This is a genomic window from Streptomyces sp. NPDC030893, from assembly GCF_055571535.1.
The window spans coordinates 31,244-54,689 of record NZ_JBVIFC010000007.1 but is presented as its reverse complement, the minus strand read 5'-3'; the positions used below and the strand labels follow the sequence as shown (position 1 = coordinate 54,689).

Below are 23,446 nucleotides of genomic sequence, written 5' to 3'. Positions count from 1 at the left end.
CGGCTAACCTCGCTGTCATCACCGAGACGCAGCAGGAGATACGAAAACCATGGCGAACGCACCGGTCCAGCGCATGTCCCAGTTGATGGCGAAGACGCTGCGCGACGACCCGGCGGACGCCGAGGTCCTCAGCCACAAGCTGCTGGTCCGCGCGGGCTACGTACGCCGTACCGCCGCCGGCATCTGGACGTGGCTGCCCCTCGGCAAGAAGGTCCTCGCCAACGTGGAGCGCATCGTCCGCGAGGAGATGGACGCCATCGGCGCCCAGGAGGTCCTGCTCCCCGCCCTGCTGCCGCGTGAACCGTACGAGGCCACCGGCCGCTGGGACGAGTACGGCCCCGAGCTGTTCCGCCTCCAGGACCGCAAGGGCGGCGACTACCTCCTCGGCCCCACCCACGAGGAGATCTTCACCCTGCTGGTGAAGGACCAGGCGTCCTCCTACAAGGACCTGCCGGTGATCCTCTACCAGATCCAGACCAAGTTCCGCGACGAGGCCCGCCCCCGCGCCGGCATCCTGCGCGGCCGCGAGTTCCTGATGAAGGACTCCTACTCCTTCGACCTCGAGGACGAGGGCCTCGCCCAGTCGTACGCCCTGCACCGCGCGGCCTACCAGAAGATCTTCGAGCGCCTCGGCCTCGACTACCGCATCTGCGCGGCCACCGCGGGCGCCATGGGCGGCTCCAAGTCCGAGGAGTTCCTCGCCCCCGCCGAGGCCGGCGAGGACACCTTCGCGGACTGCCCGAACTGCGACTTCGCCGCCAACACCGAGGCGATCGCCTACGAGGCGAAGCCGGTCGACGCCACGGACGTCCCGGCCGCCGAGGACATCCCCACCCCCGACACCCCGACCATCGAGACCCTCGCCGCCTCGCTCGGCGTGCCCGCCTCGGCCACGCTGAAGAACCTGCTGGTCAAGGTCGACGGCGAGATCGTCGCCGTGGGCGTGCCCGGCGACCGCGAGGTCGACATGGACAAGGTCGAGGCGCACTTCGCCCCGGCCGCGGTGGAGATGGTCACCGAGGCGGACTTCATCGCCCGCCCCGACCTGGTGCGCGGCTACGTCGGCCCGCAGGGCCTGGACAAGGTGACCTACCTCGCCGACCCGCGCGTCGCCCCCGGCACCGCCTGGATCACGGGCGCCAACAAGGCCGACACGCACGTGAAGAACGTGGTCGCCGGGCGCGACTTCGAGGTCGACGCGTACGTGGACGTCGTGGTGGTGCAGGAGGGCGACCCCTGCCCCAAGTGCGGCACGGGGCTGCGCCTGGACCGCGCGATCGAGATCGGCCACATCTTCCAGCTGGGCCGCAAGTACGCCGACGCCCTCAAGCTGGACGTCCTCGGCCAGAACGGCAAGCCGGCCCGCGTCACCATGGGCTCCTACGGCGTCGGCGTCTCCCGCGCGGTGGCGGCCCTCGCCGAGCAGACCGCCGACGACAAGGGCCTGTGCTGGCCCGCGGAGGTCGCCCCGGCGGACGTGCACGTGGTCGCCGCGGGCAAGGCCCTGCAGACCGAGCTCGCCCTCGACGTCTCCGAGAAGCTGTCCGCCGCCGGCGTCCGGGTCCTGGTCGACGACCGCGCGGGCGTCTCCCCGGGCGTGAAGTTCACCGACTCGGAACTGATCGGCGTCCCGCAGATCCTGGTCGCGGGCCGCCGCGCTGCGGAGGGCATCGTCGAACTCAAGGACCGCCGCACGGGCGAACGCGAGGAACTGACGGTAGAGCAGGCAATCACCCGCCTGACGCCCTGACGCCACCCCCCAACTACGGCCAGCCGCGCCCCACCCCCGGCCCGCACCAACGCCCGGCGCTGCAGCCCGCTGCAGCTGCGGGCAGTCGTGCCTCCCCCAGAGGGGGTACCCCCAGGGCGGCACGGGTGGGCGCGACGGCACCCCGCGAGCGCGGGGCTGCGCCCCACCCCCGACCCGCACCAACGCCCGGCCCCGCAGCCCCCCAGCTGCGGGCAGTCGTGCCGCTGGGGCGGCACGGGTGGGCGCAGCGGCACCCCGGAAGCGCCGGGCTGCGCCACACCCCCCGGCCCGCACCAGTGCCCTGCCGCCCAGCGCCGACGTCGGCAAGGCCCGGCCCCGCAGCCCCGGGGCACATCTGACACCGGCACGTCGATCCGGGCCGGGCGGGGTGACACAGTCCGGCGTTCGCCGGTTGCCGCCGCGCCCACCCGTGCCGCCCTGCGGCACGACTGCCCGCAGCTGCGGCGGACGGGGTTGCAAGCGCAGTGCCGTGGCGCGACTGTCGGCGGTTGTGGCGGACGGGGTTGCGAGGGCCGTGTCGTGGCGGAAGGGCTTGCGGGGTGGTGTCCCAGCGGTACGGCTGGCGGAAGGGGGCGCGGTGCGCCAAGGGCACGGCGCCCCCCAGCCCCCGCCCCCGAAGGCGGAGCCTCACAGCCAGGTCGCGAACTCCAGCAGCAGCTCCGCATCCCGCTCACGCCCCACGCGCCGCGCCCGTACGCCCGACTCCACCGCGCGGAACAGCGTCCAGCCCCGCAACCGCTCCCGGTCGACCTCCAGGGACTCCGCCAGCCGCTTCACCCGCCGCCGCGTCGTCGTCGCGCCCGACGGCTGGGCGATCAGGTCCTCCACGCGGTCGCGCACCAGCCGGGCCAGGTCGAACGCGTGCTCCCCGACCACCGGGTCCGGCCCCACCGCCAGCCACGGCATCCGCTCCCCGGCGAGCACCTTGCTCTGCCGGAACGTCCCGTGCAGCAGCCGGTGTTCCGGCGGCGCGGCCAGCAACTCCGCACGCGCCGTCAGCGCCGCCTCCACCAGCGGGGCCACCTCCGGATCGGCCGCCGCACTCGCCCCCATCGCCCGCGCCTGCCGCTCCGTCCGCCCGGCGACCGTCTCGAAACCGTGGTCCTCGGGCGGATCCACCCAGAGCCGGCGCAGCGTCCCCGCCGCCTCCAGCAGCGCCTTCGCCTCCGGCAGCGTCCGCACCGACACATCCGGGTGCAGCCGCTCCAGCAGCAGCACCCCCTCGTTCCCGGAAGCCGCCGGCTCCAGCAGCCGCACCGCTCCCCGCCCGTTCCAGTGGGCCAGCGCCGCCCGCTCGTCCTCCGGACGCGCCCGGCGCGGCGCCAGCTTCAGCACGGAGGGGGCCCCGTCGGCCGAACGCACCAGCACCACCAGGCTGCTGCGCCCGCCCGGCATCTGCACCCGCTCCACGGTCAACTCACGCTGTGCGACGGCCCCGTGCGCCGACTCCGGCAGTTTCTCCAGCCAGTCGTCACCCTCGGGCGCCGTCTCACCGAGCGCCCTCACCAGACGTTGCGGCGGTTCGAAAGCCATGCGCGAGTCGTTCCTTTCCTGCTGTACGCGGTGCCTGCCGCCCCCGTGGCGTCACGCCTTCGGCGCCGGTGTCCCCGAAGCCGTACCGCCCCGCTCGGCGAGCCCAGGGAAGGCTACGCTCTCCCCGCTCCAGCGCACCGACCGCACCGCCGCCTCCCGCATCGCCTCGGCCGCCCCGCGGCGCCGCTCACCGGTGCTCGCGCGCACCAGATCCGCGTACACCCCGGCCACCCTGCCTTCCAGCTCCGCCGCCAGCCGCACCGCCGCCGCCGCGTCCGGCACCGGGAACGGCAGCGCGTACCCGGCGGCGGCGGCGACGGGCGCGCCGCCCGTGTCGTGCACCGCGCGCACCAACGCGTCCCTGCGCGCCCGGTGCGCGTCGTACGCCGTCCGTGCCTCGGTGCGCCGCTCCTCGCCGATCCGGCCGCCGACGACCCCGTAGCCGTACACCGCCGCGTGCTCCGCGGCCAGGGCCGCCTGGAGAGCCCGCAGTTCCTTGTCCTGCGCCTCGCGGGTCCCGCTCACCGTCCCGCCTCCGTCAGCAGATAGACATGGGCCGCGCCGGCCGCCGCCACCGAGGCCAGGAGCCGGGCCAGTTCACCCGGCGCGTCCAGCAGCGCCGCCGTCCGCCGGTCGGCGATCTCCCGCTCCGTGGCCGCGAGTTCGGCGAGGGCGTCCTTCTCCTTCACGGGCACCGCGGCCCGGGAGGGAGCCGGGGACGCCGTACCGGAACCGGACGGCGACGGGGACGACGACGCGGACGGCGACGGCGACGACGACGGCGGGACCTCCGCCCGACCCCCGAACGCCTCCGCGTGCCGGACGACCTCCGCGCGCAGTGGACCCAGCCGCCCCGCCAGCCTCGGATGCGCGGCGACGACCGCGTCGTACCGCCCGGCGAGTTCCACGCTGTCCCGGGCCGCACGCGCGCGTGTCCGGTCGGCGGCCGAGGGACGGCCGGCACCGGCGTCCGGCTTCCCGGGCTCGGCGGAACAGCCCGCCACCAGCAGGGCCGCCGGGGCGACGGCGAGCAGGCTCCTTCTGCGCGGCCCCGAACGGGCGCGCGGAGACGAGGGGTACGGCACGGCAGACGTCCTCGGGGACTCGTACGAACGTGGCGACGGAAGGGAAACGGACCGCTGGCCCGCGATCACGGTACCCGGGCCCCGGCCCGGCGCCCGTCAGCGGCACCCTCCGTGACCGGGGTGGACGGCAACACCCCCCGCGACCGGATACCCTTTGAGGCAGCAACGCGCACCGTCCCACAACAGCACACGCGGCCGAGGAGTCACCCGGATGAGCACCACCCAGAGCGAGAGGCTTCGAGAACTTCTGGAACCGCTCGTCAGCTCCCAGGGCCTGGATCTCGAAGAGATCGCCGTGGACTCGGTCGGCCGCAAGCGTGTGCTGCGCGTCGTCGTCGACTCCGACACCGGCGCGGACCTCGACCGTATCGCCGAAGTGAGCCGCGCGCTCTCGGCGAAGCTCGACGAGAGCGACGCGATGGGCAGCGCGGAGTACACCCTCGAGGTCGGAACCCCCGGCGCGGAGCGCCTCCTCACCGAGCACCGCCACTACGTGCGCGCCACCGGCCGGCTCGTGCGGTTCCAGCTCACCGAGGGCGGCGAACTGGTCGCCAGGATCACCGGGGCCGACGACGAGGGACTCGACGTCGAGGTGCCCGGGGTCAAGGGCCGCAGGCCCACCGCGCGCAGGCTCGCCTTCGACGACATCACCAGGGCGCGGGTCCAGGTCGAGTTCAACCGCAAGGACGACGCGTCCGACAAGAAGAACGACACGAAGGAAGAGGAGGCGTAATCGTGGACATCGACATGAGTGCTCTTCGGCTCTTGGTACGGGAGAAGGAGATCTCCCTCGAACTGCTGGTCGAGGCGATCGAGTCGGCCCTCCTCATCGCCTATCACCGCACCGAGGGAAGCCGCCGGCAGGCCCGCGTGGAGCTCGACCGGGAGACCGGACACGTGACCGTGTGGGCGAAGGAGGACCCCGAGGACCTCGAGGAGGGCCAGGAGGCCCGCGCGTTCGACGACACCCCGTCCGGCTTCGGCCGTATCGCCGCCACCACGGCCAAGCAGGTCATCCTGCAGCGCCTGCGCGACGCCGAGGACGACGCGACGCTCGGCGAGTACGCCGGCCGCGAGGGCGACATCGTCACCGGAGTGGTCCAGCAGGGCCGCGACCCCAAGAACGTGCTGGTCGACATCGGCAAGCTGGAGGCCATCCTGCCGGTGCAGGAGCAGGTCCCCGGCGAGACCTACCCCCACGGCATGCGGCTGCGGTCGTACGTCGTCCGGGTGGCCAAGGGCGTACGCGGCCCGTCCGTCACCCTGTCGCGCACCCACCCCAACCTGGTGAAGAAGCTGTTCGCCCTGGAAGTGCCGGAGATCGCCGACGGCTCCGTGGAGATCGCCGCGATCGCCCGTGAGGCCGGTCACCGCACCAAGATCGCCGTCCGGTCCACCCGGTCGGGTCTGAACGCCAAGGGCGCCTGCATCGGCCCCATGGGCGGCCGGGTGCGCAACGTGATGGGCGAGCTGAACGGCGAGAAGATCGACATCGTCGACTGGTCGGACGACCCGGCCGAGATGGTGGCGAACGCGCTGTCGCCGGCCCGGGTCTCCAAGGTGGAGGTCGTCGACCTGGCGGCCCGGTCCGCGCGGGTCACCGTGCCCGACTACCAGCTGTCCCTGGCGATCGGCAAGGAGGGGCAGAACGCCCGTCTGGCCGCCCGGCTGACCGGCTGGCGGATCGACATCCGGCCGGACACCGAGCAGACCGGCGACCAGGCAGGGGAATAGATCCAAGCCGCGGTGGGCTGAGATCACGACAGCTTTGCTCGCGGCGGTGTTCGATTCTTGCCCCAAAGGGGTGAGGTCGGTCCGGGGAGGTAGACTGAGGAGTGTCTGGCCGGACACGAGCTGGCGTATGCCCCGAGCGCACCTGCGTGGGGTGCCGGGAGCGAGCGGTCAAGAGCGAGCTGCTGCGGATCGTGGTGATCGAGGACGCGTGCGTCCCGGATCCTCGCGGTACGCTGCCCGGCCGGGGTGCGTATGTGCACCCCGTCCCGGTCTGTCTCGACCAGGCGGTGCGCCGCAGGGCGTTCCCGAGGGCGCTGCGCGTCCCGGGACCGCTCGACGTAAAGGCGTTGCGCCACTACGTCGAGCAGGCACAAGGTTGCCGATCAGCGGCTCCCCCGCCGACTGGACGGGCAACACCGTAAGAACGCCGCACGGAACCCCCCGTGCGGCCTGGTACCTCGCGAGTCGAAAGCAGGTCGAGATTGCGATGAGCACTCGATGAGTACGCGATGAGTACGCCCATGAACTAGCGACGGTCCGGACGCAACCCGGACCTCAAAGGAGCGAAGTGGCTAAGGTCCGGGTCTACGAACTCGCCAAGGAGTTCGGCGTGGAGAGCAAGGTCGTCATGGCCAAGCTCCAGGAACTCGGTGAATTCGTCCGTTCGGCGTCTTCGACCATCGAAGCGCCCGTAGTACGCAAGCTGACAGACGCCTTCCAGCAGGGCGGGGGCAACGGCAAGTCCGCCGCGAAGCCCGGCGCCCCCCGCAAGGCGGCCCCCAAGCCCGGCGCGCCCTCCCCGGCGCAGTCGGCGCGTCCGGCTGCCCCGAAGCCGCCGGCCGCACCCAAGCCCGCCGCGGCCCAGCCGCCGGCGGCTCCGTCGGCTCCCTCGCCGGCGACCCCCGGTCCCCGTCCGACGCCGGGCCCGCGGCCCGCGCCGCGTCCGGCTCCGGCGGCCCCGGAGTTCCAGGCCCCGCCCGCGGCGGCGGCCCCGGCTCCGTCCGGTCCGAAGCCCGGCGGCGCGCGTCCCGGTGCTCCCAAGCCCGGCGGCCGTCCCGCTCCGGGTCAGGGCCAGGGTCAGGGGCAGGGCGGCCAGGGCCGTCCGGCCGGCCAGGGTCAGCGTCCCGGTGGCGGCGCTCCGCGTCCGGGCGCCCGCCCGGCCGGTCCCCGTCCCGGCAACAACCCCTTCACCTCCGGTGGCTCCACCGGCATGGCCCGTCCGCAGGCCCCGCGCCCGCAGGGCCAGCGTCCCGGCGGTCCCGGTGCCCCCGGCGCCGGTCCGCGTCCCCAGGCCCCCGGCGGCCAGGGCGGCGGTCCGCGTCCGCAGGCTCCGGGCGGGCAGCGCCCGACCCCGGGCTCGATGCCGCGTCCGCAGGGCGGTCCCCGTCCCGGCGGCGGCCCCGGTGGCCCGCGTCCCAACCCCGGCATGATGCCGCAGCGTCCCGCTGCCGGTCCGCGTCCCGGCCCCGGTGGCCGCGGTCCGGGCGGTGCGGGTCGTCCCGGCGGCGCCGGTCGTCCCGGTGGCGGCGGCTTCGCCGGCCGTCCCGGCGGCGGTGGCGGTGCCGGTCGTCCCGGTGGCGGCGGCGGTTTCGCCGGTCGTCCCGGTGGCGGCGGCTTCGGTGGCGGCGGTGGCCGTCCCGGCTTCGGCGGCCGTCCCGGCGGTCCCGGTGGCCGTGGTGGCACGCAGGGCGCCTTCGGCCGTCCCGGCGGTCCCGCGCGCCGCGGCCGCAAGTCGAAGCGGCAGAGGCGCCAGGAGTACGAGGCCATGCAGGCCCCGTCGGTCGGCGGTGTGATGCTGCCTCGCGGCAACGGCGAGACCATTCGCCTGTCGCGCGGTGCCTCGCTCACCGACTTCGCGGAGAAGATCAACGCCAACCCGGCGTCGCTCGTCGCGGTCATGATGAACCTCGGCGAGATGGTCACCGCGACCCAGTCCGTCTCCGACGAGACGCTCCAGCTCCTCGCGGACGAGATGAACTACACCGTTCAGATCGTCAGCCCGGAGGAGGAGGACCGCGAGCTGCTCGAGTCCTTCGACCTGGAGTTCGGCGAGGACGAGGGCGACGAGGAGGACCTGGTGGTCCGCCCGCCGGTCGTCACCGTCATGGGTCACGTCGACCACGGAAAGACCCGCCTCCTCGACGCCATCCGCAAGACGAACGTCATCGCGGGCGAGGCCGGCGGCATCACCCAGCACATCGGTGCCTACCAGGTCACGACCGAGGTCAACGAAGAGGATCGCAAGATCACCTTCATCGACACCCCGGGTCACGAGGCGTTCACCGCCATGCGTGCCCGCGGTGCCAAGTCGACCGACATCGCGATCCTGGTCGTCGCGGCCAACGACGGCGTCATGCCGCAGACGGTCGAGGCGCTCAACCACGCCAAGGCGGCCGAGGTCCCGATCGTCGTCGCGGTCAACAAGATCGACGTCGAGGGCGCCGACCCGACCAAGGTGCGCGGTCAGCTGACCGAGTACGGCCTGGTGGCCGAGGAGTACGGCGGCGACACCATGTTCGTCGACATCTCCGCCAAGCAGGGTCTGCACATCGACAGCCTCCTCGAGGCCGTCGTCCTCACCGCGGACGCCTCGCTCGACCTGCGGGCCAACCCCACGCAGGACGCGCAGGGCATCTCGATCGAGTCCCGGCTCGACCGCGGCCGCGGTGCCGTGGCGACCGTCCTCGTCCAGCGAGGCACCCTGCGGGTCGGCGACACGATGGTGGTGGGCGACGCCTACGGCCGCGTGCGCGCCATGCTCGACGACAACGGCAACAACGTCGCCGAGGCCGGCCCGTCGACGCCGGTCCAGGTCCTGGGCCTGACCAACGTCCCGGGTGCGGGCGACAACTTCATCGTCGTCGACGAGGACCGTACGGCCCGTCAGATCGCCGAGAAGCGCGCCGCCCGTGAGCGCAACGCCGCGTTCGCCAAGCGCACGCGCCGCGTGTCGCTGGAGGACCTGGACAAGGTGCTCAAGGCCGGCGAGGTCCAGCAGCTGAACCTGATCATCAAGGGCGACGCGTCCGGATCGGTCGAGGCCCTGGAGTCGTCCCTGCTCCAGCTGGACGTCGGCGAAGAGGTCGACATCCGCGTCCTGCACCGCGGCGTCGGTGCGGTCACGGAGTCCGACATCGACCTGGCGATGGGCTCGGACGCCATCGTGATCGGCTTCAACGTGCGCGCCGCCGGGCGGGCACAGCAGATGGCCGAGCGCGAGGGCGTGGACGTCCGCTACTACTCGGTCATCTACCAGGCGATCGAGGAGATCGAGGCGGCCCTCAAGGGCATGCTCAAGCCGGAGTACGAAGAGGTCGAGCTCGGCACGGCGGAGATCCGCGAGGTCTTCCGCTCGTCCAAGCTGGGCAACATCGCGGGTGTTCTCATCCGCTCCGGCGAGGTCAAGCGCAACACCAAGGCGCGCCTCCTGCGCGATGGCAAGGTCATCGCGGAGAACCTCAACATCGAGGGTCTGCGTCGCTTCAAGGACGACGTCACCGAGATCCGCGAAGGCTTCGAGGGCGGTATCAACCTCGGAAACTTCAACGACATCAAGGTCGACGACGTCATCGCGACGTACGAGATGCGCGAGAAGCCGCGGGTGTAACACCCCACGGTGCGTACCGGCCGGCGGGACCGTGGTCCCGCCGGCCGGCTCGTGTGTGCGGGGCCGGCGGCGCGCTCCGGGCGGTCCACCGGGCTCCGGTGGGCGCCGGTGCGCTCCGGGGGCGCCGGTGGGCGTCGGTGGGCGCAATATCCGTCGATCGCCGCACCCCCTTCGTTGTACGGTTCTGATGTCCCTGCCCACCACGGATGGCGGGGCCATCGATCCCGTACCGGCGGGTGAACCGGTTGCACATGTATGTGGGGACGCTGTCCTTCGACCTCCTCCTCGGCGACGTACATTCGCTGAAGGAGAAGCGCTCCGTCGTCCGCCCGATCGTCGCCGAGCTCCAGCGCAAGTACGCGGTGAGCGCGGCCGAGGTGGACCACATGGACCTCCATCGCCGGGCCGTCGTCGGCCTGGCCATGGTGTCCGGTGACGCGGGGCACCTGAGAGACGTACTGGACCGGTGCGAGCGGCTGGTCGCCGGGCGCCCCGAGGTGGAGCTGCTGTCCGTCAGGCGGCGCTTCCACGGTGAAGACGACTGACGACGACAGCCCAGAGATACGCAGACAGGAAAGAACGGGAGACGGACCAGTGGCCGACAACGCGCGGGCGAAAAGGCTGGCGGACCTCATCCGAGAGGTGGTGGCCCAGAAGCTGCAGCGCGGGATCAAGGACCCGCGGCTCGGCTCGCACGTCACCATCACGGACACCCGGGTCACCGGTGACCTCAGGGAGGCGACCGTCTTCTACACCGTGTACGGGGACGACGAGGAGCGGAAGGCCGCCGCGGCGGGCCTGGAGAGCGCCAAGGGCATCCTGCGCTCGGAGGTGGGCCGGGCGGCGGGCGTGAAGTTCACGCCGACCCTGACCTTCGTCATGGACGCCCTGCCGGACACGGCACGCAACATCGAGGACCTCCTCGACCGGGCGCGCCAGTCCGACGCGAAGGTGCGCGAGGCGTCCGCGGGCGCCACGTACGCCGGTGACGCCGACCCGTACCGCAAGCCGGAAGACGACGAGACGGACGACACCGCCGAATGACCCAGAAGCACACCACGCCCGACGGCCTTGTCATCGTCGACAAGCCGTCGGGCTTCACTTCGCACGACGTGGTCGCCAAGATGCGCGGTATCGCCCGTACCCGGCGCGTCGGCCACGCCGGCACCCTCGACCCGATGGCGACGGGAGTCCTCGTCCTCGGCGTCGAGCGGGCCACCAAGCTCCTCGGCCACCTGGCGCTGACCGAGAAGGAATACGTCGGCACCGTACGGCTCGGGCAGAACACGGTCACCGACGACGCCGAAGGGGAGATCACCTCCTCCACCGACGCCTCCGGGATCACCCGGGAGGCCGTCGACGCCGGGGTCGCCCGGCTGACCGGCGAGATCATGCAGGTGCCGTCCAAGGTCAGCGCCATCAAGATCAACGGCGTGCGCTCCTACAAGCGCGCGCGGGAGGGCGAGGAGTTCGACATCCCCGCCCGGCCGGTCACCGTCTCCTCCTTCGCCGTCCACGACGTCCGGGAGGGCGCCGCCAAGGACGGCACCCCGGTGCTGGACCTGGTGGTGTCGGTCGTCTGCTCCTCCGGCACCTACATCCGCGCCCTCGCCCGCGACCTGGGCGCGGGCCTCGGCGTCGGCGGCCACCTCACCGCACTGCGCCGCACCCGCGTGGGCCCGTACAAGCTGGACTCCGCCAGGACGCTGGACCAACTCCAGAAGGAGCTGACGGTGATGCCGATCGCCGACGCCGCCACCGCCGCGTTCCCGCGCTGGGACGTCGACGAACGGCGGGCCAGGCTGCTCACCAACGGGGTCCGGCTGGAGATGCCCGAGGAGTACGCCGGTTCCGGTGCCGTGGGCGTCTTCGGGCCCGCGGACCGGTTCCTGGCGCTGGTCGAGGAACAGCGGGGGAAGGCGAAGAGCCTGGCCGTCTTCGGCTGAGCGACGAGGGCGCGGTCGGTTGGCCGGCTGGTCGGTCGGTCGCTCGGTCAGTCGGTCGGTCGCTCGGTCGAGGGTCCGCCCGTGGAGCGGCGCCACGGGGATGGACATGCCGCCGCTCCACGGTCCCCCCTCGGTTCCCCCACCCCTAGGGTGTATCCATCCACGCCCGCCTGTTCACCCGTAAGTGCGGGCGCTCGGAGTGAACCGGGGGAGCGGAAGGGGGCGCGTTCGCCGACCGATCTGTCCCGCTGATCATTTCGGGCCTAATGTCACAGACCAGGGCACGGAAGTTCGGCGGGAGGCGCGAGGATGCCGTCACGAATCGGACCCCGCGAGGAGCGGGACGTCCCGGGCAGTCCCTCGGCTTCCACCGGGACCCCGGGCACCTGCGGCTTCCCGCGACCCCGGGACTGCGCGGACCCGTCCGGCGGCGAGGACCACCGGGGGCGCGCGGAGCTGCCCGGGCGCCCCCGGCCCACATGGGCCGCGGAGCCGTCCGGGGACCGGGAGCCCGCCGGCCGTGACGGCCACTCCCTCGCCGCGGACCACTCCGGCGAGGGTTTCCGCAGCCCGTGGTCGGCGCCGGGCCCCTCCGGCCACTTCGCGCCGTTCCTGCCCGGCCCCCGCGACCTCCCGGGCGGCGCACCGCTGAACGTCGCGGACCAGCCCGTCGACGAGGGCCTGGTCCGTCTGCACGATCTCGCCGGCCGCCCGCGCGGCACCGGCTTCGTGGCCGACCACCGCGGCACGGTGATCACCAGCCACGAGGCGGTCGACGGCCTGCCCCGGATCGTGCTGTACGCGGCCGGGAACCGCCACTGCGTGGTGGCGGCCGACGCCGTCACCCCACTGCCCGCACTCGACCTGGCCCTCGTACGCACGGAAGGCCTCGGCGTGACACCGCTGCCGGTCTCCGCGCGGACGGGCGTCGAGAGCGGCACCTATGTGCGGATCGCCGCCGGCGGCTGGCGCGAGGCACGCGTACTGGGCACGGCCGCCGTCACCTACACCGCCACCGACCGCCCGCACCCCGTCGCCACCGCACTGGAGTTGGCGGTCGGCACCGCCGGCCGGGACGCGCTGCGCCTCGGCGGAGGAGCCGCGGGCGGCCCGGTCCTCGACGCCGCAACCGGCACCGTGCTCGGCGTCCTCGGCACCGCCCTCCGCTCGGCCGACAGCGACGTGGGCTTCGCCGTACCGCTGCCCCCGACGGCCCCCGCCCTCGCCGCGCTGCTCACCGAGAACGCCGCGACGGTCCCCGCCTACGGCCCCGACCTCAACCTCGCCGGACTGGGGGAACTGACGGCGACCTGGAACGAACTCGCGGCGGATGCAGTGAGGTTTCCCGTCGGCGTCGTCAACTGGGCGGCTGCCTGCGGTCGGTGCGCGGTCGCCTCGGCGGTGGGGGAGGCGACTGCCGTGGCCGGGTACGGCGTTGCTTCTGTGCGGCGGGGCGTCGCTGCGGGGGGAGAGGCGGTTCCGTCGGTCGGGCCCCCCGGAGGGCTGGGGACAGAGCGGGAAGGGGCGGTGGAGGGCGCCGCAGGTTCTGCCGGTGCCTGTGGACGGTGCGCGGTCGCTTCGAGGGCGGGGGACGCGACTGCCGTGGCCGGGTTCGCTGCTGCTTCGGTGTGGCCGGAGGGCGCTGTGGGGGGAGAGGCGGTTGCGGCGCTCGGGTTTCCTGGGGGACTGAGGGCTCCGGGGACGGGGCGGGAAGTGACGGCGGGGAACGCGGTCTCCTCGCTCCGGTTCGCTGCTGCTTCGGTGGTGCCGGAGGCCGCCGTGGGCTCCGTGGCCGCCCCGGTCGGGCCCATGACAGCCCCGGGCGAACTCGCCCTCGCCCCGGCCCGGTTCCGTACCGGCGCGGCCGTTCCGGCGGTACCCGAGGCGCCGGGCGGGGTGCGGATGACCGCCGTGGAAGCCGTCGAACGCCCCGCCGTCCTCGCGGAGTTCGCCGCGTTCGAGCAGGGCGGGGCCACCGTGCTGGGCCTCGTCGGGGCGCCCGGCAGTGGCCGCAGTACCGAGCTCGCGGCGCTCGCCGCCCGCCGCCACCGGGCCGGGCGGCCCGCCCTGTTGCTGCGCGGCGCCGATCTCCGCGAGGGCGACCGCTCACTCGCGGACGCCGCCCGCCGCGCACTGGAGCGCGCCGCCGCTGTCGTCGCCGCCTCCCGCCGCCCGTTCCCGGCCACCCCGGACGCGCTCGGCGACCTGGGCCCGGAACGGCTCGCCCGGCTCGCCCGCACCGCCGGCCACCCGCTGCTGCTGCTCCTGGACGACCCCGAGCAGATGCCGCCGGAGCTGTACCAGCACCTCCCCGAATGGACCGCCGGCACCGCGCGATGGCTCGGGGACACGGGCGTACGGCTCGTGGTGGCGTGCCGCGCGGAGTTCTGGGAGGAGGCGGCCTTCCCCGAAGAGCTGCTCCACCCCGGAGTGCACGGCCCCGACGGGCTCCCGGCGTGTGTGATCCTCGGCGACCTCACCCCCGAGGAGGCCCGCGAGGCGCGCGCCCGCCACGGCATCCCCGAAGGCGCCGTGACCGACGCCGACGCCCGTCACCCGCTGACCCTGCGGCTGCTCGCCGAGGTCAGGTCCGGCCTCGCCGGTGACGCCCCCGACGTCCCGGCCGACCGCGACGACGTCTTCTCGGCCCACCTGGACCTGCTGTGCCTGCGCATCGCCACCCGCCTCGCCGCCGGGAACGGGCTCCACGGCACCGCCGTACGCCGACTGGCGGCCCAGGTGGCCGGGAGGGTGCACGAAGCCGCCCGCCGCGGCCTCGGCACCGGGCACGGCGGACTGGATGCGGAGGCCTTCGAGGACGTGTTCCCGGCCGGTCCCGACCCCGGTCGGGACGGCGAGCGCACCGGCTGGGCCGCCGCCGTACTCGCCGAGGGACTCCTCCTCCCCGCCGGACTCGGCTACCGGTTCGCCCACGGGGAGTTCGCCGACTGGCTCCAGGGCAGCCACCTCGACCTGGACGCCGCCCTGCGCGCCCTGGTCCACGACGCCCACCGCCCCCGGCCGCCCGCCGAGCCCGTCCCGCGCCACCGCATCGGCCCCGTCGTCGAGGCCCTGCTGCACCTCGCCCGCCGGCACGGCACCGGCCGCCTCGCCTCACGCCTGGCGGACCTCACCCACGCCCTCGAGGCCGACCCCGGCTCGTGGTGGGCCGCCCGCCTCCTCACCGCGACCCTCGCCCGCCTGCCCGACGCGACCCCGTACACGGACGTGCTGCGCCTGCTGTCCGACCGGATCGTGGCATGGCGGGAGCAGCGCAGGACGGTGCCCCCGGAGCTGGTCCCCGCCTTCTGGACCGCGCTCCGGCTGCCGCCGGCGGCGCGCTGCGCCCTGCTGCGCCGCCTGGTCCACGCCGACGGCCCCCCGTGCGAGAACGGCCCCCGCTTCCTGGACGCCGCCGCCCGGCTGCTCACCGCCGACCCCATCGCCGTACTGCCGTACCTGGTGCGCTGGTTCGAGGACGAACGGCCGCTGCCCGCCACCCCCCACGCGACCGTCGCGACGGCCGCGCAGGCGCTGCTGCACACCCACCGGCACGAGGCCCTGGACGCGCTCACGGAAGCCCTCGCCGACAGCACCCACCGGCGCGCCGACCAACTGCTCACCGTACTGACCGAGGAGGAGCCCGCGGCGATGTGCCGGGCCGCCGACCGCTGGGCCCGCGACGAACGCCCCGCACGCCGGGCCGCGGCGATCACCTACGGCCTGCGGGCCGCGCCGTACGCGCGCGACGCGGCCGACCACACCCTGCTCAGGTACGCGGCCCTCACCATCCTCGTCCGCACCGCCGACCGGGAGCTGCACGGCGGGGCGCTCGCCCTCCTCGTCCGCGACCCCGACAGCAGGGACCGCCACCTCACCCGGGCCCTCGCCCGTTTCGCCGACGGCGACCCCCACCTCCCGCCGAGCGCCCTGACCGACGCCCTCGCCACCCACCCGGAGCCCGTCCTCGACGCCTTCCGTACGAGGCTGGCCCGGGAGGCGGACCCGTCCGGTACCTTCCACGCCCTCGCCGACGCCGTCACCCCCGCCCTCGCCCGGCCGGTCGCCGCCCTCGTACGGGACGCCGCGGAACGGCGCCCCGAGCTGACCGGACCCGTGGCCGCGTACGCCGACCGCAGACTGGACCACGGCGGCCCCGCCGACCGCGCCGCACTCCGGACCCTGCTCACCGGCCTGCTCGACGACGGTCCGCAACCGCTCCGGCTGGTCCTCGCCGGCGTGCTCGCCGCCCCCGGCACCCGTGCCTCCCGCCCGCTGCGCCGCGAACTGCTGGACACCCTGCTCACCCGCGAGTCCGACCCCGCCGTCCTGGAGGCGGTGCTGCGCGCCGCCGCCCGCACCACCGGTCCCGAACCACGCGTCCTCGTCCACCGCACCGGACTGCTCCTCGTCCGCGCCCCGGACGGCGCCGGCCGCTTCCAGCGCTGTCTGACCGACCTGGTCCGTCACGTCCCGGGCTTCGCCGTCACCGTCGCCGGCTGGCTCGCGGACGCCCCGCACGCATGGTCCGCGCTCGTGGACCCCGGCACCCGGCGGACGATCGAGGACCTGGCGGGCGCGGGCGTCCCCGCCTGATCCCCGCCCGGCCCCCGCCCGCACGTGCACCGCGTCACACGGCCCGCCCGGTCGACCATGCCGATGCGGGCCGGCGACACCCGGCATGGCACCCTTGGACCTGCGCACAGAAGTCCACGGACCCGGGTCCGTCCGGCAAGGTTTCGACAAGGAGCAGGCACAGTGCAACGCTGGCGTGGCTTGGAGGACATCCCCCAGGACTGGGGGCGCAGCGTCGTCACCATCGGCTCCTACGACGGAGTGCACCGGGGGCATCAGCTGATCATCCGGCATGCCGTGGACCGCGCCCGCGAGCTGGGCGTCCCGGCCGTCGTCGTCACCTTCGACCCGCACCCCAGCGAGGTCGTCCGCCCCGGCAGCCACCCCCCGCTGCTCGCCCCGCACCACCGGCGCGCCGAACTGATGGCCGGTCTCGGGGTGGACGCCGTCCTGATCCTGCCGTTCACCGCAGAGTTCTCGAAGCTGTCCGCGGCCGACTTCGTGGTCAAGGTGCTGGTCGACAAGCTGCACGCCAAGGCGGTCGTCGAGGGCCCCAACTTCCGCTTCGGCCACAAGGCCGCGGGCACTGTGGACTTCCTCGCCGAGCAGGGCGAGGTCTACGACTTCGACGTCGAGGTCGTCGACCTGTACGTCAGCGGTGAGGCGGGCGGCGGCGAGCCGTTCTCCTCCACGCTCACCCGCCGTCTGGTCGCCGAGGGCGAAGTCGGGGGCGCCGCCGAGATCCTGGGCCGTCCGCACCGCGTGGAGGGCATCGTCGTGCGGGGCGCCCAGCGCGGTCGCGACCTGGGCTTCCCCACGGCCAACGTCGAGACGCTCCCGCACACCGCGATCCCCGCCGACGGCGTCTACGCCGGCTGGCTGCACGCCCAGGGCGAGGCCATGCCGGCCGCGATCTCCGTCGGCACCAACCCCCAGTTCGACGGCACCGAGCGCACGGTCGAGGCGTACGCCATCGACCGCGTCGGCCTCGACCTGTACGGCCTCCATGTCGCCGTCGACTTCCTGGCGTTCGTCCGGGGGCAGGCGAAGTTCGACACGATCGAGGCGCTGCTGGAGCAGATGGCCGAGGACGTCCAGCGCTGCAGGGAGCTCGTGGCCGCGGCCGGCACACCGCGGTAGCCGCACCCGCACACACGGAGACGGCCCCCTCCGCGGGGCCGCTTCCGGCCGGTGACTGACCGGGGCCTTGTGCTCGCTTTCGGACGGGCGAGGGCACGGCGGCGACGACGACCCGGTACCCGTGTCCGTAAGGGCGGCGATGGCGAAGCGGCCGCCCTCCGGGCCGGGACCTGACCGGCGGACGACGGACGGCGGAGGCGGTGGCCGCGAACGTCGGACCACCGCCTCCGCCCCGTCGCGGACAGTCCTACTGCTGCGGGGGCGGCTGCTGCCCCTGTCCCGCGTGGGGGTACCCGTAGCCGGCCGGCGGCTGCCCGGGCTGGGGCTGCGCCGGAACCTGGGGGTAGGGCTGGGCGGAGGGCTGGTGCGGCGGCGCGTACGGCTGCCCGGCCTGTCCCGGAGGTGCCTGGGCCGGTCCGCCGTACGGCTGTCCGGGCTGCGGCTGCTGCGGCTGCTGTGGATACGCGCCGGGCTGGCCCGGGAAGGGCTGTCCCGGGACGGGCTGTCCCGGCAGGGGCGGAGCGGCGACCGGCGGCGGGTTGCCGTCGGAGGTCCACAGCCCGTGCGACTGCTGATGCCGGACGAAGTCCTCGGCGACCAGCGCCGCGAGGTTGAAGTACGCCTCCCGCACCTTCGGCCGCATCATGTCGAGGTCGACCTCCGCACCGGCGGCCAGATGCTCGTCGAACGGTACGACGAGCACACCGCGGCAGCGGGTCCGGAAGTGCGCCACGATGTCGTCGACCTTGATCATCTTTCCGGTCTCGCGCACCCCCGAGATGACGGTGAGGGACCGCGAGACGAGGTCCGCGTACCCGTGCGCGGACAGCCAGTCCAGTGTCGTACTGGCACTGCTCGCACCGTCCACCGACGGCGTGGAGATGATGATGAGCTGGTCGGCGAGGTCCAGCACGCCCCGCATGGCGCTGTAGAGCAGACCCGTACCGGAGTCGGTGAGGATGATCGGGTACTGCTTGCCGAGCACGTCGATCGCGCGCCGGTAGTCCTCGTCGTTGAACGTCGTGGACACGGCGGGGTCGACGTCGTTGGCGATGATCTCCAGACCGGAGGACGCCTGCGAGGTGAACCGCCGGATGTCCATGTAGGAGTTGAGGTACGGGATCGCCTGGACGAGGTCACGGATGGTGGCCCCGGTCTCGCGCCGCACCCGGCGGCCGAGCGTACCGGCGTCCGGGTTGGCGTCGATCGCCAGGATCTTGTCCTGGCGCTCGGTGGCGAGGGTGGAGCCGAGCGCGGTCGTCGTGGTCGTCTTGCCGACACCGCCCTTGAGGCTGATGACGGCGATGCGGTAACAGGACAGCACCGGCGTGCGGATCAGCTCCAACTTCCGCTGCCGCTCGGCCTCTTCCTTCTTCCCGCCCAGCTTGAAACGCGACCCGCCGGGCGAGGGCCGGCTGCTCTTCGCCTTCTGCTTCCTGCTGTTGAGCAGCCGGTCCGACGACAGCTCCACCGCGGCGGTGTAACCGAGCGGCGCGGCACCGGGGTTGGTCGGCTGCCGCTGGTCGTGCTGGATGGGCTGCGGCCAGGCGGCCCCGACCCGCGGATCGACCGGCTGCTGCGGCATCTGCTGCCCGGCCTGCGGGGGCTGGGCCTGCGGCGGCACACCGGGGTGCTGCGGCTGCGGCTGCTGCGGCGGGAAGCCGTGACTGCCGGGCTGGGCCGGGGCCGGGGCGCCCGGCTGCGGGAAGCCGTAACCGGCAGCCGGGGCAGGCGAGTTCCCCGCGGGGGGCTGCTGGGCCGGCGCAGCTGGAGTGCCCGGCTGCGGGAAGCCGTAACCGGCCTGCGGGGCCGGAGGCTGGGCGGGCGGTTGCTGGGCCGGGGGAGCGGCGGGTGCGGGCGGCTGGCCCGCGGCCGGAGTGCCCGGCTGCGGGAGGCCGTAGTCGGGCAGCGGACCGGGCGCGGTCGGGTTCTGCGGCGGCTGAGCCGCACCGGCGGGCGGGAAGCCGTAACCGGCCTGCGGAGCCGGAGCCGGAGCCGGAGCCGGAGGCTGGGCGGGGGGCTGCTGGGGAGCGCCCGGCGGCGGGAAGCCGTAGCCGGCCGGCGCGGCGGGCTGCTGTGCGGGCTGAGCCGGAGCGGACGGCGGCGGATTCCAGGCGGCCGGCGCGGGCTGTGGCACCTGCGGCTGCTGGAACGGCGGCTGCTGCGCCGGGACGGCAGGCTCGCCCTGAGCCTCCGCGGGCAGCGGCTGAGCCGGGGCCTGCGGAGGCTGTACGGGCCACTCCCCGGCGGGCGCCGGTGCGGTGGGGTACGCCTGGGGCGCCGGCGGCACCTGCGGCGCAGGGGGAGTCCAGGCGGGCGGGACGTCGGCCGACGCCGGGACGGCATCCTGAGGGGTGCCGTCCTCACCGGCCCCGGCGGAAGCCTCGTCGGCGGGCACCGCGTCGTTCACGCCCGGCTCGGCGGGAGCCGGTACGTCCTGCGAGGGCGCGGCGTCCTCGGGCTCGGCCTCCGGCTCGGCCGCACCGGCGGGCTCCGCCCCATCGGTCACGGAAGAGCCGGTGTCCTCGGTTCCCCCGTCGCCGACCGCGACGCCGTCCCCGGAGAGGGAGTCGCCGTCGGCTTCCCCCTCGCTCGCGGCACCGGCAGGCCGCTGCTCGGTCTCCTCCTCGGCCCTCGGGACGCCCTCCGCCTCCGCCGGGTCCGGGTCCGCCTCGGAGCCGTCCGCGGCGTCCCCGGCACCGCCGGAGCCCTCCCCGGCGGCATCGGCGGGCTGCGCCGGAGGCTCCTCGCCGGCGCCCGCCGGTCCTCCGGCCTCAGCCGTCGCCGCCGCGCCGGCCGGCGCCTCGGCGTCCGTCTCGCGTTCCGCGATCTCCCGCTTCAACGCGGCGGCGGAGAAACGAATCGTGGCACCGCTCTCCAGATCACCGTTATCGCTCGCTTCCGGCTGCCCCGGCCCGGCCTGCGGCGAGGACCACGGCGCCGGGAACCCGCCCGCCGGAGCGTCCGGCCCGCCCGCGGCCGGCGACGCACCGGAATCCGTGCCCTCGGCCCCGGACCCGGACTCCGCTTCCGGTCGCTGCGGTTCGAACCCGCTCCCCACCGGAAGCCTGGGCACCGCCACCGGCGGCCCGGACGGCGGCGCGGGCGGCGTGAACGGCGCACCCGGCGCGGGCGCCGGAGGAACCGACGGGTCGGACGCTCCCACCGCCTGCGGCGGCGGAGTCGGCCCCGGCGAGGAACCGGAACCGGGCGAAGAGGAAGGAACCGCGGAACCGACGGGACCGGAGACGCCGGGGAAGGAGGACGAAGCCCCCGAACCCGAACTCCCCGAAGCGTTCTGCGTGTACCAGGCCGGCGGCGCGTAGTCGATGGTGAACTCGCCCGTCGTCTCGATGGCGGACTCCGCGTCGGGCTGGTCATCGCCGGGTGTCGCCCAGCCCCCGCGCGTCCCGTCCCGATCGCTGCTCACAGTTCCTCCTGATTGGTCGTGCACCCTCATGCCACGCTGGGGCGACCGCGTCTGTCGTCCGTCGTGCTTCGCAGTGGTCCGAAGCCGCTCGAGGTCGTGCGAGATCCTCCGGCGCCGCCGGTTTCCCCCGCCTCCCCCGGGACGCCGCCGCCCGGTTCACGGGTTCCGACGTCACGCCCACTCCCAGCCTAATCACCACAGGCCCCACATCGGCAGGCCCGTCCGCCCACCACCATCGGCCCTGTGGGCCCCCAACGGAACACGGCCGACGGTCAGTCGCCCGACAACCGCCCGCAAACCGGGCAAGCGCGGCGACCATATGCGCATGCGGTGAACACCGGGTGAGGAAACGGCACCGCGCGTCCCCCGCCCCGTTCAGTCCATCCGCCGCGGCATGCCCAGCAGGCCGACCTCCGCATCGGTCGGCTGGGTCATCACGTACTGCCGGTCGCGGTCGGCGCACCAGAGGGTGAGCCCGTCGGCGAGGGTCGGCAGGGCCTCGGCGTCACTCCGGGGCAGCGCGATCGAGCGGCTCAGCTCCCCGGCCTCGCCCGGCGATATCCGCTGCACTCCCACAAGCCGGGCCTGCCTCAGCAATCGGGGGGCGACGGGGCTGAGGTAGGGCAGCAGGGTCAGTACCGACTGCCAGGGCCCCGACACCACACGCCCCCGCGGCGGCCGCATACCGCAGTCCCGCACCACAAGCACCGGAGTACCGGCTGAAGCGCCCTGCGGTGGCACGCGCCCCACGTCATACACCGCGAGCCCGTTCTGCCCGCCGCCCATCGCGTGGACCAGCTGGGTCCAGGCGTGCGCACGCCCGGTCTCCACAGCCACCCGCGCGCCGGTCGCCGCGGCCCGCAGAGCGAAGACCTGGGCGGTCCACAGGCCGCCGATCAGCACGACATCGTAGGGCGTGGGCCGGTTCAGTCCGAGCACGGCGGGGCGACCCTCGGCGTCCACACCGATGACCACCCCGTCGTCCCCGATGGGCAGGGTCAGTGTGTCGAGGTCGTCCGCGGACAGGGTGTGCCGGCCATGACGCGGCCCCAGCAGGCCGAAGCCGGTGCGCAACAGCCCGCCCCGAGGCCGCCCGGAGGCCGGCTGCGGTGCCCGGGCCGGCGGTCGGGCGCCGCTTGCCGCCGCACCCAGTGCGCCGTACGCGCCGGATCCGTCGGCGGAGCTTGTCGTCGTGGCCGTCATCGAACACCTCCGAGCGGCAAAGTGGCGAGCACGCCCGGCAGTTGCTCCCGGTCGAGCCGCGCCAGGGCGGCACCCGTCTCCCGGGCGGATTCCTCCAGCGCACGCCGCGCAGCGGTCAGTTCCTCGGCGCTGCGCCCGGTGACCCGCAGATGCCCGCTCAGTGACATCTCCTGCCGGTCCGCGCGCGCGAGCGTGAGACTGACGGTGGTGGCGAGCGCGGGCACCGCAGTGACCCGCGCGACGAACTGGGGCAGGGACACACCCCGCTCGCCGCCCAGTTGGGGCCATCTGCGGATCCAGTACGTCGTGTGCCTGCGGTTGTCACAGCGCCAACTGCGGCCGGACTCCTCGGTGCGCCGGTCCTGCCGGTCCACCCGTCCGGCCTCGGCCGTCACCAGGGGGTTGGCGCAGGCCGATGTGGCGATCGCCGAGATCAACTCCTCCTCGTCGAGCACCGTGGCACGGAAACCGGCACCGGTCAGCCGGCTGGCCAGATGGTCGGCGGCACGTACGACACACTTCTGCGCGCCGACCGGGCCACCGCCCCGGGCGGCCACCGCCTCCGGACACAGCTCCGGGTCGACCTTCAGCGCGATCCAGGTGATGCGCACCGCGGGGGCGCCCGTCTGTTCCTGCAGCGGCGCGTAGTTGCTCACGGCCACGGACTGACGCGGCAGATGCAGCGCGGGCGCCGGCTGGGTGTGCAGCACGATCTGCGCGGACTCCAGGCGGATGTCGTCCACCTCGAGCGCGTCCCGCACCAGCGCCAGGGGCAGGGGCCGCCGGCTCCGCTCGGCCCGCAGAGCGGTGGCGTCGGCCTCCACCTGGACCACGGCGGTGACGAACGTCCCGTCGCCGACGATGCCGACTGGCCGTCGTTCGCGGCCGCCGTACGTATCGGTGCGCAGGCTCGGATCGCACTCCACGGCCGGGGTGAGACCCGGCTCCGTGCCGGGCGGTATCACCAGTGCCGCGGCGCTCCTCTGCCGGGCGCGCAGGGCCCTCGCCGTGGCGATCCACTCGGGCAGGGAACGACCCCGGCGACGTACGAAGGCCAGCAGGAGCAGGACGACGGCGGTGGCGGCCGCGGGCACCAGGGCCAAGGGGCCGATCACCCATCCGACGAGGAGGACCGCGGCCCCGAGCTCCAGCAGCACGAGCCGTTGCAGCCGAAACGAACTCGGCCTACCCGTACGCACCTTGAGGTGGAGACCGCCCCGCGCGGGCACCTGCGGTGCCGCCGGTGCCCCGGAATCGGCGGAACCACGCGCCGCCCGAGTCCGGCCACGGCCCGGCACTCGCGTCCCGGAAGCCATCACTTCATCCCCCCGATTTGCTGACAACTCGCTGCAATCCCAGCATCGCACCAGGCCCTTGAAGGCCCGGGCACACTACCCGCTCACCGAATCGCATTCCGCACCA

The 23,446-nt window shown here is 74.2% G+C and carries 16 protein-coding genes; 10 read left to right on the top strand and 6 right to left on the bottom strand.

The annotated features are described in order from the left end of the window. The first annotated feature begins 49 nt into the window (after positions 1-49). Positions 50-1,750 carry a proline--tRNA ligase gene (locus ACZ434_RS15840; protein WP_468455999.1) on the top strand — a complete coding sequence of 567 codons (1,701 nt, stop codon included), beginning with the start codon at positions 50-52 and terminating at the stop codon, positions 1,748-1,750. A 648-nt stretch (positions 1,751-2,398) separates the two neighbouring features. On the opposite strand, the gene ACZ434_RS15835 is transcribed toward ACZ434_RS15840, so the two are convergent. From ACZ434_RS15835 to ACZ434_RS15825, 3 genes are read right to left on the bottom strand one after another with little or no spacing between them, the layout of a single operon-like run. Continuing rightward, the gene (locus ACZ434_RS15835) at positions 2,399-3,304 is read right to left on the bottom strand and encodes an aminoglycoside phosphotransferase family protein (RefSeq protein WP_468455997.1); all 906 of its coding nucleotides are present in this window, start codon (positions 3,302-3,304) and stop codon (positions 2,399-2,401) included. A gap of 51 nt (positions 3,305-3,355) precedes the next feature. After that, positions 3,356-3,829: a ferritin-like domain-containing protein gene (locus ACZ434_RS15830; RefSeq protein WP_468455995.1), complete on the bottom strand. Its 474-nt coding sequence runs from the start codon at positions 3,827-3,829 to the stop codon at positions 3,356-3,358. Further along, positions 3,826-4,389, bottom strand: coding sequence for a hypothetical protein (locus tag ACZ434_RS15825; protein ID WP_468455993.1), 564 nt, complete (start codon positions 4,387-4,389; stop codon positions 3,826-3,828). Before ACZ434_RS15825 ends, ACZ434_RS15830 begins: the two co-directional genes overlap by 4 nt. Before the next feature lie 211 nt (positions 4,390-4,600). Between ACZ434_RS15825 and rimP the strand changes: the two genes are divergently transcribed. From rimP to ACZ434_RS15780, 9 genes are all read left to right on the top strand, one after another. Further along, entirely contained in the window at positions 4,601-5,122 is a 522-nt protein-coding gene (rimP, locus tag ACZ434_RS15820) for a ribosome maturation factor RimP (protein ID WP_468455991.1), read from the top strand. 2 nt (positions 5,123-5,124) lie between these two features. Continuing rightward, positions 5,125-6,123 (top strand): transcription termination factor NusA, encoded by a 999-nt coding sequence (nusA, locus tag ACZ434_RS15815; RefSeq protein WP_468455989.1) that lies wholly within the window; start codon positions 5,125-5,127, stop codon positions 6,121-6,123. Positions 6,124-6,224: 101 nt separating this feature from the next. Then, entirely contained in the window at positions 6,225-6,545 is a 321-nt protein-coding gene (locus ACZ434_RS15810) for a YlxR family protein (protein ID WP_468455987.1), read from the top strand. A gap of 146 nt (positions 6,546-6,691) precedes the next feature. Further along, the gene (infB, locus tag ACZ434_RS15805; protein WP_468455985.1) at positions 6,692-9,730 is read left to right on the top strand and encodes a translation initiation factor IF-2; all 3,039 of its coding nucleotides are present in this window, start codon (positions 6,692-6,694) and stop codon (positions 9,728-9,730) included. A gap of 251 nt (positions 9,731-9,981) precedes the next feature. After that, positions 9,982-10,275 (top strand): DUF503 domain-containing protein, encoded by a 294-nt coding sequence (locus tag ACZ434_RS15800; RefSeq protein WP_468456387.1) that lies wholly within the window; start codon positions 9,982-9,984, stop codon positions 10,273-10,275. Between the two features lie 49 nt (positions 10,276-10,324). After that, positions 10,325-10,774, top strand: a complete 450-nt coding sequence (gene rbfA, locus ACZ434_RS15795) for a 30S ribosome-binding factor RbfA (protein WP_468455983.1) — start codon at positions 10,325-10,327, stop codon at positions 10,772-10,774. Continuing rightward, complete coding sequence (gene truB / locus ACZ434_RS15790; RefSeq protein ID WP_468455981.1) at positions 10,771-11,676, top strand: tRNA pseudouridine(55) synthase TruB; 906 nt, start codon at positions 10,771-10,773, stop codon at positions 11,674-11,676. The genes rbfA and truB overlap by 4 nt, the downstream gene beginning before the upstream one ends. Positions 11,677-11,985: 309 nt before the next feature. Next, positions 11,986-16,272 (top strand): trypsin-like peptidase domain-containing protein, encoded by a 4,287-nt coding sequence (locus ACZ434_RS15785; RefSeq protein WP_468455979.1) that lies wholly within the window; start codon positions 11,986-11,988, stop codon positions 16,270-16,272. 162 nt (positions 16,273-16,434) lie between these two features. Beyond that, the gene (locus ACZ434_RS15780; protein ID WP_468455977.1) at positions 16,435-17,391 is read left to right on the top strand and encodes a bifunctional riboflavin kinase/FAD synthetase; all 957 of its coding nucleotides are present in this window, start codon (positions 16,435-16,437) and stop codon (positions 17,389-17,391) included. Positions 17,392-17,638: 247 nt separating this feature from the next. Here the strand turns inward: ACZ434_RS15780 and ACZ434_RS15775 are convergent, their stop codons facing one another. The 3 genes from ACZ434_RS15775 to eccE all read right to left on the bottom strand — a co-directional run bounded on the left by ACZ434_RS15775 (position 17,639) and on the right by eccE (position 23,340). Continuing rightward, a complete protein-coding gene (locus ACZ434_RS15775; protein WP_468455975.1) occupies positions 17,639-20,821 on the bottom strand; it encodes an SCO5717 family growth-regulating ATPase in 3,183 nt (1,060 codons plus the stop codon). Between the two features lie 375 nt (positions 20,822-21,196). After that, entirely contained in the window at positions 21,197-22,024 is an 828-nt protein-coding gene (locus ACZ434_RS15770; protein WP_468455973.1) for a hypothetical protein, read from the bottom strand. Beyond that, a complete protein-coding gene (gene eccE / locus ACZ434_RS15765) occupies positions 22,021-23,340 on the bottom strand; it encodes a type VII secretion protein EccE (protein ID WP_468455971.1) in 1,320 nt (439 codons plus the stop codon). The genes ACZ434_RS15770 and eccE overlap by 4 nt, the downstream gene beginning before the upstream one ends. Positions 23,341-23,446 lie beyond the last annotated feature (106 nt).